Here is a 13,894-nt window from a genome sequence, read left to right as displayed (position 1 = left end):
CTGAACGTTATCAGTTTTTCATTCGTCAGGCTTGAGGCGAAGCCTCATAAGGGTTTTAAGAGATGCCAAATAATAGTTACTATCTTTCGGGCCAATGCAATGGTGGCTTTCGCTTTTCCAATGAGTCCACTTTTTCTTTCGTAGTAAAAGCGTAATGAATTATGCCGGCATCTTGCTGCTGCATGAGCAATTTGTGTCAATATCCATCTTGCATGAACCGAACCTCGTTTCGTTATGCTGCCTGTCCGAAGTTTTCCTGCTGACTGATTGACATTGGGGCCCATACCTAACCATCCTGCAAGCTTATCACCAGATGGAAAATCGCTAATATCACCAATTTCTGCAATTAGAGTAGCAGCCCCAATTTCCCCGATTCCGGGAACAGACATCAAAATTGCCATCTCTCTAGGATAATTCTTGTAAGCAAAATGTAATGCAGAATTCTTCAAGAGAAGTCTTGTTCATCAAGACATCTAATAACATCTAATAGAACCTTTATTTGGAAAAGAGCATCTTTCGAAAAATTATAACCAAGTACTTCAATGATCTTATCCTTTTTCTCTTGAGTCCGTTTGGGTAATGTAGTGATGATTTCTCTTAATTGCATCTCATTTATTATCCCTGTAAGGAGCATCATGCCTGATTTCCCGAATACATCTGACAAAACAGATGAGAGACGAATCATTTCAGCGTTAAGAATGCCCTTAACCTGATACCTAAAACTGGTTCTTTTCTCTACCAATCTATGCCGAAGTCGTAAAATTTTACGAAATTCCCTTTGCTCCCCACAAAAGACTCTTGATGGTTGAATCATTCCATGTAAAGCAAGACGGGCAATCATTTCAGAATCAACTTTATCCGTCTTTTTATGGGACAATACTTTAATGTCCCATGCATTTCCAACAATTACTGGGATAGAATTATTAATGAGGTCATAAAGGGGTACCCAAAAATCACTGGTTGATTCACAGGCAACAACGTCACACTTTTGGAGCATGATCCATGATTTGAGCGAGAGTATCCCATCTTTTGTTCGATCGAACCGCTCTTGAATTAGCTGACCAGTACTCCATAAGATTGTTGCAAGGACAAATTTATTATGAATACCCAGCCCGGCGGATATATTTACACTTGAAGTCATAATAGTAGGAAGTGGGCAGATGAATAGCCTGACAGGTCAATTTCCTATCCGTGTTCAAAGACATAATTCAGCCTGCGAAAGCAATTCAGCGGTAAATTTTTTTTGACTGGGTGAACCCTAAAATATTAACGACCTCCTCTGCCCAACCTACTTTTGTCCGGACAACTTATAGCACTATCATTAATTAAGTCTGCTGTAAATCAACATCGCGGTTTTTAACACGTTTCAGGAACAGATGGACACAGAAAAATTTCAAAAGAACGTTGAATCTGATATGCCAGGATAACGTGAATTTAATGCGGATTTGTGAGAACGGAGAACTAGGGAAAGGAAGCCTGGTTTGAGATCAGAGTGCCTGACGGAAAATGGCTGCAAACTATTATACCTTAATATATAATCAGATCCATATAAGAGGCATTTCACCTGTTCAGACGAACTCCATTCATGAGGAATTATGATCTTTGAATTAGAAAGACTCGTACAGCTGTGTGACGGTGTTGCAGTACTCTCTCTTATTGCATATTTTCTCACCAGAACCCGGTATGCATCGGTTTTCGTATCAAAGACATTCTCTCCGTTTTCTGCTCTTTTCATGGCCCTAATTGGAGGTTTTTTTTATCTGTACGGGATGATGACCGGCGTTCAGATTGGACCCTATGAGATCAGTATCCAGATGCTCGGACCGGTGATTGCAGGGCTTGTTGCCGGGACGATCAGTGGTCTTCTCGCCGGATTACTTGGAATCCTGTTACATATCGCAGTCGGAGAACCCATCGGGCCATTTACTCTCATTATAACATTTCTCTCCGGAATAATGGGTGGATTGTTCTGGTACCTGCATAAGGATGCCATAATCCGGATGTCACATGCCTTTCTCCTGGGATTTCTGGTGGCATTAGTTCAGTTTAGTATTGGAAAGGATGGGATTAATCCGGATATTCTGCTCCCCGGTGAGGTTATCGAAGGGACGATTGACATTTTTCTCCCCACAATCCTCGGATTATGCATATTTGTCATTATAATTAACAATCTCCGGCTGGAAGAAGAGAATAACCGGAAATCTTTCCAGATTGAGGGTGAGCTTACGGCAGCACGGCAGATCCAGCTTGGATCTCTTCCTGAACAGAACCAGGAATGGGATCATGTATCTCTTTCAGCATCCCTTCTTCCCGCCTCATACATCGGAGGTGACCTGTATGATTATCTGAAACTCGATGAAGAGTCTCTCTATTTCGCATTAGGTGATGTATCAGGAAAAGGGGTCCCTGCAGCTCTTCTGATGTCATCCACCCGGATGATACTCAGATCAAAAATCCGTGAAACCCGTGACCCCTGTGTCCTTGTACGAGAGATTAACCGTTCATTTTTGGAAGATGGTGATAGCAGACAGTTCATCACCCTGATTGTGGGAATAGTAAATCCGCAAACCGGCGAGGTCTGTTATTGTAATGCCGGCCATCCTCCGCCATATCTGATAACCAGTTCAGGAACAATCGAACTTGAATCAGACGGGAATCTCCCTGCCGGAGTTATGGAAGATGAACAGTACATCCCGCATTTCGTCTCACTAAAACAGGGTGATATGCTGGTACTCGTCAGTGACGGTGTTACTGAGGCAGAACGAGGTGAGGACCTGTATGGGTCAGAACGGGTCGTCCGGGTTTTATCAGAGCAGTCTCCAAAAACACCTCTGGAGGTTGTCAAGCTGCTCAATCATGAAGTGAAAACCTGGTCTGGTGACAATCCCCAGAGTGATGACTGCACAATACTTGCCCTCAGGTATTATCCCGCCACTCCTTCGGGGGAATGATGAATACGGTGTCCGGGTGATTTCTGTACCTAACCCTCAACTCTGTTCCCGGGTGTCTCCTCACTCATGAGCACTCATACGAATACTCTTGCATGATTACCTCCAATAATTACTGATAACCATGAACGAGCAGTATGGAAAACCTTTGAAAATACCCCGAACGATGAGTACCCAGCACCCGGATAATGTCCATACTCCGTTTTTCACTGAGAATATTGAGCTCACCGGTGAAGATGAGGTAAAGGAAGCCTATTACGTGTATTCACACCTGGGATGCACTGAGCAGATGTGGGACTGTGAAGGGAAAGAGGTTGATAATTACGTCGTCAAAAAACTCCTCTCCCGGTATGGCGATTATTTTAAAGAGCATCATCTGGGCCGTGATCTCTTCCTCACGCTTCGGGTACCAAACCCGGAGATAGAACGGACGGAAGCGAAGATCCTGCTGGAAACACTGGGGTCAATTCCCCGGTCCTATGATGTTGCACATCATTTCTATAACGACACCTATGCCCCGATCTTTGAGGTCATCCTCCCGATGACTACTTCATTTGCATCAATTGACAACATCTACCAGTATTATTGTGACTTTGTCATCGGTCAGCAATATAAACGGTTAGGTGGCCGTGATATTACGATTGCAGAGTGGATTGGACCGTTCCACCCGGACAAGATCCGGGTCATCCCGCTCTTTGAGGATAAGGATGGTATGCTTGCCGCTGATACGATCCTCCGGCGGTATTTCCAGGATAAGGATCTTGATTATCAGCGGGTGTTTCTGGCACGATCTGATCCGGCGGTGAATTATGGACAGATTGGGGCAGTCCTCCTGAATAAAATTGCTCTCTGGCGTCTTCACCTTCTCTCTGAAGATACCGGGATTCCGGTCTATCCGATCATCGGAGCAGGATCAGCCCCGTTCAGAGGGAATTTACGGCCGGATACCGTTCGAAGGGTAACTGATGAGTATGCCGGGGCGTATACCTTCACCATCCAGTCGGCATTTAAGTACGATACCAACCTTGAGGATGCGGTGTCTGCAATCAGGTATCTTGAGGAACGAGAGATCCCACCTGCACGGGAGATTGATGATACGTATGCGATATCACTTATCGAGCGATATGCTGCCGGGTATCAAAAACAGATACAGTCATTGGCCCCTCTCATTAACCGTGTGGCGGCCTATATCCCCAGCCGACGAAAACGAAAACTCCATGTAGGATTATTCGGGTATTCACGGAACATGGGTGGTGTTTCACTTCCCCGGGCGATCACCGTGACCGCGGCATTGTATTCAATCGGGATACCTCCGGAGGTCCTGGGATTGTCGGCACTGACTGAGAAGGATCGGGAGTTTGTCCTTGAGAACTACCGGTATGTGACCGAAGATCTCAGTGATGCATGCCGGTATCTCAATCCAGACTCTTCATTCCTGCCGGATGAGATAAAGAAGATCCTCCCTGACTGGATTGAGATTGATCCCCATCCTGAGCATAGAACCCTCTCCGGTCAGATAGAGAAGGCCGTGACTGCCTGCCAGATAGATAGTGTGCAGGATATGATCATCAGGGCAGGAGCGATTCGGAAGTTTCTCGGGTAGACCCGATCTATTTTTATCAGCGATTCGAAGCGGATATTTTACTATTTTTTCGTCTAAAGTAGAAAATAATTGATTTTTAGCCTCCGATAAAGGACTTCACCAGAGCCTTGCTATTGTCATATCGGGATTCAGCCAATACATGATGTGGGTTGGTTTGACTGATGAATAGCGAAGCGTTATAAATTCGTGTTTTATGGATATTTCTCCAATCAGGATTTAATTTGGGCACTATTTTGAAATAGGTATTGCTGATAGCACCTTGGATATCAAATCTCTTTTATTTCTCAAAAATAACTTCATATTGTTGATATATTTTTTGGGTATCGGTATCTATGAGGATATATATTAATATAATTTTATTATTGGCATTATACACACTCTCTACGCGAAACCATCAGGTCATACCGAATCCTCAACACGGAATATCTGAAAGATCATACACTTCATATCCCGCTGTGCGAATTTCATCCTTACCTGATATGTTTTTTCCAACCAGAGCACATATGGTCTTTCGGCTCTCATTCCTCCACCGTATGTTCAGGCTTTTTTCTTCCAGTTTTTTAAGTATGTTTATCGCTTCATTTTTGGATAGATCTGTCCATTTGCACTCTATACAGATCATCAGATCTTCATCTTCACAGAGCCCTACGATATCTATCTCCATCTCATTATGCCACCATCTTCCCAGCTGGTTTAAGTGGATCTTTGGAAAAAGGACTCTTTCCCTGATGAGATGTTCGGTCAGATATTCAAAGAGTGTTCCGGAATAGAGAGAAAAATTCTTCCGGACCCTTGTGAGTACCTCAGATGTCTGCCGTGCTTCAATAGCCGTCATCTCCGGATAGATGAACCTGAACCAGAAGGAGAGATAGGGATCTGCAATCCGGTACCGCCGTTTCCTCGATCCCGGAGAAGCAGTAACTGGTAATTCTTCACGCACAATATGAAGTTTCATCAGAACAGAAAGGTATTTTGAGACCATACTCCGGTCAAGACCTGACTGCTGAATGATCTCGCCAAGTGAGGTATTTCGCTCAGCTATTGCTTTTAGAATGGTAAGATAATTAGCCGGCTCTCTGAATTCATACTGAAGTAATAATTCAGCCTCCATCGTGAGGTTTGCACCTTTGGTAAGAAAGAGTCTGGAAATATTAGACCAGAAATCGGTAGTGGGATCAAAGAGTTCAAGATATGCAGGAATTCCTCCGGTTGTAAACCATACCTGAGCCAGATCAACACAGGACCATGGAAGGAATTCTTTCATATGGAGAAAAGACAATGGTTCCACCTGCCATTGACCTGTTCTTCTCCCATACAGGGGGCTTTTATATCCAAGGACCTCCTGTTCCATAATGCTGATACTGGAACCGGAGAGGATGAGCATCACCGGACTATCCCGCATATGCAGATCCCAGATTCGCTGGAATTGGGATGGAACTGATCGGTTTCTCTCGATGAGATATGGAAATTCATCAATAATGATAGGAATCTTCTTTTGTATCCCGATAATGTTCTGAACCTGATGATGTGATAGGAAACTGGTCCAGAGAGTTTCGAATGACGGATATAATACGAGTGCAAAATTGGGATCATTCAGGAAATCAGCTATCTCTTTTGCAAAGATCCCGATATTGGTCTTTTCAGATTCTGTCGTTGCCAGAATGTATATCCCTTGTTTATCCTTTAAAAAGCGAATCAGCAGTTCAGTCTTTCCAACCCGGCGCCTGCCAGAGAGTATGATCAATTCAGAGTGTTTTGAGCGATACCGGTCTTCAAGAAATGCGAGTTCATGAGTGCGGTTGATGAAGGTAATGTGAGACATAAGTATATTACTTATCTCTCACGAAATGATGAATGTATGGATCACATCAATCCATATGTAGGGTATATGGGTCTAATGGGTCTATTGGAAATTTTCTGACTTCCGGTTATATTTTCACCTTTCTGAATACATGGACTGCAAGAGTGACAACACCGATACAGAGCAGGGATAATATACTGATCTGGGTCACTGGTATCTCACCGGTCTTTAGTATTCGGATACCATCGATTGCATAACTGAGTGGATTCACTTTGGCGATGGGCTCCAGCCAATCTGGCATGACATCATACGGCATCATCGCCGAAGAGGTGAAAAAGAGTGGCATTGAGATCATGGCATTCGCTGCGGCATACTGGTCATGATCATCCAGATAGATAGCTATTGTAGTTGCTGTAGCGGAGAGGAGTGCTCCGAAGATGAAGAGAATGATGTACGTTCCGATAAGCTGGGTCGGGGAGTATAACCTGGCTCCAAGGAGAAAGGCAAAGATGAGAATGATTGTTGACTGAATAACTCCCCTGATGGTGATGACCAGGATCTTTCCAAACAGGATACTCTCCCGGGGAGGGGGAAGAGCAAGGAATTTATTGAAAAATCCCAGCATCCGGTCAAGGATGAGGAGTCCTCCGCCGGCAAGTGATGCAGAGAGGACGGTCATGGCCAGAATACCGGGTGTTACAAAATCAATGTAATGATCAGTGAACCGGATGGGAAGAGCAAGACCTACGAAGATAAGCCAGGCAGCCGGCATGGCCATTGCTGCAATAAATCCCCATTTTCCTCTGAACCACCGGACAAGGTCACGTTTACAGTACACCAGTATCGGATTCATCGCTTCCCCATCATATTCCTGAAAGTGCTTGATTTAAACGGACTTTTATCCTCTCCTGGGCCGACAAGATGAAGAAATACATCATCAAGTGACGGTTGCCTGACTGACATGGATAAAACCTGGTTTCCAGCGTCGCTCAGCGCATCTTTCACCAGGGGGAGTGCTGCTGCTCCGTTTTCACAATGAAATATGAGAGTATCCTCCTCCTGATGTGCAAACTTCACTCCTGGCACATCAATACCAGTGAAGGTCCCTGCTATGGAAACGGATATGATATCCTCTGAAATCATCCCTTTTAATCGTGCTGGGGTATCAACCGCCTGAATTCTGCCATGGTCGATGATGGCAACACGGTCACAGTACCGGTCTGCCTCATCCATGTAATGGGTCGTGACAAAGACCGTCATGCCATCATTTCGGAGCGTTCTAATGTACTCCCAGATCTTTTTCCTGGCAGCAACATCAAGGCCGACGGTTGGTTCGTCAAGAAACAGGATCTTCGGGTTATGCACCAGGGCCTGGGCAAGTTCAAGCCGTCTTCTCATCCCACCCGAATACACCTTTGCCCGTTTATCTGCCCGGTCCAAAAGATCAAGAATTTTCAGAACCTCATTGGATCGTTCAACCGGATTTTTCACCCCATAGAGTTCGGCAAACATGATGACATTCTCCCTCCCGGTTAGTCTTACATCAACTGCCATATCCTGCGGAACATAGCTGATGGACTCCCGAACCCTTCTGGGGTGTTTCCGAATATCATACCCACAGATGGTCGCATCTCCACTATCCGGGTCCAGAAGGGTTGTCAGCATCAGAACGGTTGTTGTCTTCCCTGATCCGTTCGGGCCTACCAGACCGAATATTTCGGTTCCGACTGAAAGGGTCAGGGTATCCACTGCCAGAAGTTCACCAAACCGTTTGGTGAGGGAATGGGTTACCAACGGGTATTCCTGAAGGGATTGATTGTCACTGGATGTGGGTGCCATAGGGTATCAGGATTTCAGGGATCTTTCCCTTTTTCGTATTACTCTATCCGACTATAAAAAAATGCGTTGATTTGTATTCAAATCATTCACCGATACCAATGCAAGAAATCAGGGATGGTTTTGCACATACTCCCTATATCCGGAGTATGACTCCGGTGATCATTGTGAAAATGAAATTTTTTCATGTTTGATGGCATCTTTTCTGGTTCAGGGATGTTTACATCCGTTTCATCTCATGAAAATCTGCCATAAATCTTCTCAAATTCCTGTAATTTTTTAGCGATTAATTTTCGAATCCGGGCATCATTCAATTCATCCGAAGGTTTTTCCTCTTCCCTTATCATATCATCGATCTTCTTTAACTCATGATGATGCAACATCCAGATATATTCATCACGAAGGGTTGGATTTTTCAGGACCGTATATGCAAGATTGACATCAGGTGTCCGTTCCAGTGTCCGGTCCCGGGCACGAAGAAGAGATTCAATCTCACTTTTTGGAAGTGAGCTGATATGCTCATCGACACCAAAGATTGAAAAGAATGTTCTCTCAGATGGGGGGAGGAATTCTTTCCAGTCATGATTTGAGTTTAAATTATTTCCTATCCTCTCAAAAATATCGAATATCTGCTCTGACACCGTAAGGGACATGCACATAACTTTGCTGACGAATTGCCGATCATATTCTTCCCATCTTTTTCTGAATTTTTTTATCTGTTCCTTTGTATCTTCATTCGGACTATCCTCAATGAAATTCTTGCAGTTAATGAACTGTTCCCGCTTTATTGGATCCCGCATTATTGATGATATCAAAACCGATAATTCATCACCGGATGATGCAAATGTATTAATCTCCTCCTCACTGCAATTCTGGTTCAGTCCAGAAAATTCAAAGATATCTGGCATTCCTTTTGAGATGAGGAACATGTAATCATGATAATTTTGAGTAATAACTCCTAATCTTCGAATAATAAGAGCATTTTTCAAAAACTCATCATGGGCTTTTTTGAGTCCCTCGATCATATGGGCCGGGCTGTACCGGGTAGCATGCTCAAACCTGATAAGAAATTCGTCATATTTCACCCTGAGTTGCAGATCTGACAGGACCCTGTAGGCCTCTTCGATAGATTCATGAGGGTAGGCTGATAATGTGCACTCCCGTTCATATGCCTTCTGAAGCGTCTCTTTTGAAAATCCTTTCAGTACTCCCAGAACAGCATAATAGGTAGGAACACCTGAACTGATGTCTTCAATCCACTGAGGATACCGCGACTGGTAATTAAAAAACCGTTCAATATATTGGGCTCCTTTCCGTGGATCGAGATTTTCCATAGAGACTTTCCAGTAGGGATCATCGTCTGGATTCAATGGAGGAGGCGATTGTTTGGAGCTTTTCTGTGTTTGTGCTCTCTTTTTATTCCCCATCGTTCCCCCGGATGGTAATAATGCACCCGTCTTCCAGGTCTAAATCAGATACCCGCTGGTCATCACCTGGTATCAGGTCTCCGATCTCAATTATCTCATCGCCTTTCATAATATTCCGGTCAATCAACTCTCGTTTCAGTGACTCGATAGAGGTTGCAGGATTGAGGTACATATCAAGGGTAGTCTTTCCTGACTCATCTCCGATGACGACATGAACGCTGCCCTTGCCGACGAGTTTTTTCATCCACTTGCTCTTCTCTTTCTTTGAAAGACGTGAGCGTGATTCAAATTTTACCGTCCGCTCGTTTCCTGAGTCAGTGTCATATGCCCGGACATTGAGGATTCCGAACTCTTCACCTACCGAGAATGTGACTTCAATTTTATTTTCTTCGGCCGGCATAGGCTCGACACTTATATAAAACTCTCCAAGATATTCATTATCCTCCGCCATCTCCTCCTCACCCTGATATACTGCGACGATGACTTCAGGAACATAATCCCATGAATTTGTGTAAAGCCTTGTCCGGGAGATTGGAATCTTCGTATTTCGTTCTATTACCCTGGACAGAGTTCCGTTCACAATTTTTACACCAAGCGAAGAAGATATTACATCACTGATCTCCACATTCTTCGCCATCCTGGATTTTTCAGGAACGTAAGTACTCCCTGCCAGTGCTGCTCCTTCTGCAACTGCAGTGTATGGATCTCCTTTTAGTGGTTCTTTTCCAAAATACTCCGTTACAAACCTTCTGACCGCTGGTATCAGGGTTGTTCCCCCTACAAGGAGGATGTCATCGATCTCATCTTTCTCAAGGGATGCATCGTGAAGAGCACGTTCCATTGGTGCACGGGTGCGCTCAATCAGATCCTGAATCAGGGATTCGAGTGTTTTCCTGGTCAGTTCCATCGTGAACGGAGGACGGTTCTCTGCAACAAAGGGAATGGTAATTCGTGTACTCTCTTCGGTTGAAAGGGCTATCTTTGCCTCCTCGGCAGCCTCCTTGAGTGTAGCCTGCAATGCCTGGTCAATTGTAGCCCCTTTCCCGAGATCCTTTTGCAGTGCTTTCGTGATATGGGCAATGATCCGCTCATCCATGTCATCTCCGCCAAGCCGGTGTTCTCCGGTACTTGCATCGACATCAAAAAAACCGGATGAGACAGAAAGGATGGACACATCAAATGTTCCCCCGCCAAAATCGTATACCAGAACTTTCCTGTCCCGATCTTCCCTGATTCCATAGGCAAGTGCGGCAGCGGTCGGTTCGTTTATCAGCCGGACAACATTAATTCCTGCAATCTCTGCTGCATCCATGATCGCCTGCCTTTGGCTGTCAGAATAGTTTGCAGGGACGGATACGACGGCATCGTAGAAGGTTTTTCCTGTCCGTTCCCTGGCATCCTGGATGAGTTTTTGAAAGATGAGGGCCCCGATATATTCAGGGGGAAATTTGAACCTCCCCACCTGTTTCTTATAATCAGTTCCCATTTCACGCTTGATGGAACTGACAACTTTATCAGGGTGGATAATCTGATTATGCTTGGCCTGCTCCCCGATGGAGAACTCCTTTTCGTTTTTGAAATATACAACCGATGGGGTAATTTTGCTGCCCTGGTCGTTCTCGATGACTACTGGTTCATCCAGAAGCATATATGCCATCTTGGAATTTGTTGTGCCAAAGTCTATGCCGATTATATCTTTGTTCATTGTAGTGTCCAGTTTAAAATTTTCATTCACTCACCGGGCTGGTATGGATCCTGGTATCGTGGCATCTGTTCAACCAGATTCAGCGAGTTATTATGTTCCCTTATCGAAATACATCTCTCAAATTCTCTGACATGGGTAGTTAATGTGCGAAGATCATCTTTCAGTTTTTGCATATCATCTTCCAGTTGTCCCTGAATGTCAGCCTGTTCGGTAATAATCTGACTCAAATCATGAATCTCCTCTTCATTCTGTTCAATCTTCTTCTCCAGTTCTGCTATCTCCTTTTCAAGTCTTATGATATGTTCACTCTCTTTATGGGCCAGCTGGTCGATATCATGAGTGATTGCATCAAATTTCTGCCGGTTTGGAAATATCCGGTTAAAGATTGAAGTGACCATGCCTGGCTTTTGTAATGGTAGAGGCTCCCTTGGCTTTTTCGAGATGATGACTTCTGCCGGTCTGATAAGCTGAGACTCCCGCAGGTATCCGCGTCTTACTACTGAAAATATAGTATCTTCCGGGTATTTGCTGTTATATTCAAGTCCGACTGCCATATGCAGGGTATCATCAAATATGGCTCCGGGTTGTGGGTCGATGGGTGTCAGTTTGCCTGATGAGAGTACCTGCTGATACATCCCTTCAATATTGAGATGATAATTTTCATGGACCTCCCGCACGGCATCACAGGTGGCATTTTTTGAGCTGTGCATCATGCGACATAACGAATCTGCAATAACCAGTAATTTTTTTGCTTGATCTGCCTGAAGGTCTTTCTTTTTCAATTCCTCATTTTTTCGTGTTGTCTCAATGAAATCTTTGAATTCTTTTTTAATGGCGTTATATTGAGATTCAAAATGTTCTGCTTTTTTCTGAAGATCGGTGATATCTGGATCAACCATTGGTGACATGTTTGTCTTTGGGAGAATATAGCTTTTATTATATTGTCCCCACTCATTGGCACAGGATATACCTGGGCAGGGAATGAGTCAGGTTAAATGGATTTTTCTTCTGCCTTATCTTTAGATAATCCGCGATTGCTGCATTCAAGACCAGGATTCATCGTTCTTTCCCTGAAGCTGTTCCAGCAGATCAAGGATTAGCCCATATTGTTCAGATCCGATTCTGAAACCTTCACGGATCATTACCTGGAGAATCTTTTTTGCTTTCTCTTTGGATATGATTCTGTTTTTTACAAGAGCAAAAAGAATAAATGCAGATCCTCTCACTTCAATCTGAAACATTTCTCCGATCTCACGACTTATTCGGTCATCTCCAATGGCGATGCCTTGTAGTTCGTCCGACAGAACCAGAGCCTCCATCTCCCCTGGGTGAAGATCACGGTGCAAACCAGAGAATTTCTCTAAAAAATGCTCTTCTGGCGGTTTAAGAGTAAGAGATTCCTGCGTAATGAGATGAGCAGTAACTTCAGCATCAGGATGTCCCTGTGCCCGCCCGATTGCAACAACCTCGGCGTATACCGCAGGGGGAATGAACTTTTCTGAATGGATCTCTACAGCAAGATGGAGCGCTCCGGCTCTTGCAAAATAGATCACCTGTGATGAATCAAATACCAGAATCATATCTTCATTGCTGCCTAAAAATCATCCAGAATATCCTGAACAGATATATTAAGGGTTACATTATTCTTTTTCAGGAGAGCTATCATTTCTCTCACAGATATCTCACATATCTCTACGGCTTTTCCGAGTGAAATACGTCCCTGCCTGTACTGATCCAAAGCATTTTTTCTGAGTTCTTCATCAAGACCTGATGATAAGGCCATTCGAATCAGCGAAGAACGGTCTAATGAAGTGATGAGGGACAATATTTTAATCTTTCGTGATATGTCAGGGGTTGGACGAATAGAAATAACAGGACCAATGTATACACAATGGATATTTGTATACATGAACTTTTCTGCTCATTAGATACTCTTTAACCGGAAATTTAACGTCTGTTTATATTCGTTTTATTCTGATGAATTTGGCAGGATGATCTCCAACATGACTTTTAAGGATATGTGGGGGATTATGACATGAATCCTGTGAATCTTAAGAGATTGAAATCTTAATGAAATGATAATTCCCATGAGGATGACGAGAGGAGATAATCAATTAGATTAGAAATTGGGACGCTAATGTTTAAAAAAGAGGTTTAGTCATGTCCATGGCAGCAGTTTTCATGAAAGTGATGGTGTTCACTATCGTGGATATGCTCATGGGTGTGTACTTTTCCATTATGCTCATGTGCATGTTCATGCTTATCTGAATCGTGACAACACATTCTCTTTGCCTCCACCTCATATTATTGAATAGCCATAGATAAGGTTTCTGTCGGTGTTACGAATTTTAAGAGCGTATTAAGCCATATATTCAGAAAACATCTCAAATCATCTTTTTTTGTATGAGGATAAAAAAGTGTTATGTTTTTTTTAACTGATACATTTGTGGCAGTTCATCCTTTATGAGTGGAATTTTTAATAGTGATTATAACGCTTAGATCTGAACAGTTTGACCGGACAAATTGAACACCCATACCGCTGAAACTAAGCAGCTCAAACGCATAGTTGAACAC

General features: G+C 43.7%; 12 protein-coding genes. 2 read left to right on the top strand and 10 right to left on the bottom strand.

Features of this window, described 5'->3' with window-relative positions:
- Positions 1-44: 44 nt before the first annotated feature.
- Together LDL35_RS08855 and LDL35_RS08850 are read right to left on the bottom strand one after the other, a co-directional pair.
- On the bottom strand, positions 45-389 hold the full coding sequence (locus tag LDL35_RS08855) for a transposase (RefSeq protein ID WP_304021842.1): 345 nt from the start codon (positions 387-389) through the stop codon (positions 45-47).
- A gap of 56 nt (positions 390-445) precedes the next feature.
- Positions 446-1,141, bottom strand: coding sequence for a transposase (locus tag LDL35_RS08850; protein WP_304021839.1), 696 nt, complete (start codon positions 1,139-1,141; stop codon positions 446-448).
- Positions 1,142-1,595: 454 nt separating this feature from the next.
- On the opposite strand from LDL35_RS08850, the gene LDL35_RS08845 reads away from it, so the two are divergent.
- Positions 1,596-2,951 carry a PP2C family protein-serine/threonine phosphatase gene (locus LDL35_RS08845; RefSeq protein WP_304021837.1) on the top strand — a complete coding sequence of 452 codons (1,356 nt, stop codon included), beginning with the start codon at positions 1,596-1,598 and terminating at the stop codon, positions 2,949-2,951.
- A 121-nt stretch (positions 2,952-3,072) separates the two neighbouring features.
- Entirely contained in the window at positions 3,073-4,551 is a 1,479-nt protein-coding gene (gene ppcA / locus LDL35_RS08840; RefSeq protein WP_304021833.1) for a phosphoenolpyruvate carboxylase, read from the top strand.
- A 412-nt stretch (positions 4,552-4,963) separates the two neighbouring features.
- On the opposite strand, the gene LDL35_RS08835 is transcribed toward ppcA, so the two are convergent.
- The 8 genes from LDL35_RS08835 to LDL35_RS08800 form a co-directional block, all read right to left on the bottom strand.
- Positions 4,964-6,373, bottom strand: coding sequence for an ATP-binding protein (locus LDL35_RS08835; RefSeq protein ID WP_304021830.1), 1,410 nt, complete (start codon positions 6,371-6,373; stop codon positions 4,964-4,966).
- 106 nt (positions 6,374-6,479) lie between these two features.
- Positions 6,480-7,205, bottom strand: coding sequence for an ABC transporter permease (locus tag LDL35_RS08830; RefSeq protein WP_304021827.1), 726 nt, complete (start codon positions 7,203-7,205; stop codon positions 6,480-6,482).
- The gene (locus LDL35_RS08825) at positions 7,202-8,191 is read right to left on the bottom strand and encodes an ATP-binding cassette domain-containing protein (protein ID WP_304021824.1); all 990 of its coding nucleotides are present in this window, start codon (positions 8,189-8,191) and stop codon (positions 7,202-7,204) included. The genes LDL35_RS08830 and LDL35_RS08825 overlap by 4 nt, the downstream gene beginning before the upstream one ends.
- Positions 8,192-8,424: 233 nt before the next feature.
- Positions 8,425-9,615: a hypothetical protein gene (locus tag LDL35_RS08820; RefSeq protein WP_304021822.1), complete on the bottom strand. Its 1,191-nt coding sequence runs from the start codon at positions 9,613-9,615 to the stop codon at positions 8,425-8,427.
- The gene (locus tag LDL35_RS08815; protein ID WP_304021820.1) at positions 9,605-11,320 is read right to left on the bottom strand and encodes an Hsp70 family protein; all 1,716 of its coding nucleotides are present in this window, start codon (positions 11,318-11,320) and stop codon (positions 9,605-9,607) included. The genes LDL35_RS08820 and LDL35_RS08815 overlap by 11 nt, the downstream gene beginning before the upstream one ends.
- A gap of 26 nt (positions 11,321-11,346) precedes the next feature.
- Entirely contained in the window at positions 11,347-12,228 is an 882-nt protein-coding gene (grpE, locus tag LDL35_RS08810; RefSeq protein WP_304021818.1) for a nucleotide exchange factor GrpE, read from the bottom strand.
- A gap of 135 nt (positions 12,229-12,363) precedes the next feature.
- Positions 12,364-12,900: a DUF3368 domain-containing protein gene (locus tag LDL35_RS08805; RefSeq protein ID WP_304021815.1), complete on the bottom strand. Its 537-nt coding sequence runs from the start codon at positions 12,898-12,900 to the stop codon at positions 12,364-12,366.
- A 14-nt stretch (positions 12,901-12,914) separates the two neighbouring features.
- A complete protein-coding gene (locus LDL35_RS08800; RefSeq protein ID WP_304021812.1) occupies positions 12,915-13,229 on the bottom strand; it encodes a UPF0175 family protein in 315 nt (104 codons plus the stop codon).
- Positions 13,230-13,894: the final 665 nt, after the last annotated feature.

Origin of the sequence: Methanospirillum hungatei (assembly GCF_020216685.1) — an archaeon.
Lineage (GTDB): Archaea > Halobacteriota > Methanomicrobia > Methanomicrobiales > Methanospirillaceae > Methanospirillum > Methanospirillum hungatei_B.
The sequence above is the reverse complement of the archived record's forward strand: the minus strand, read 5'-3'. Positions and strand labels throughout refer to the sequence as shown.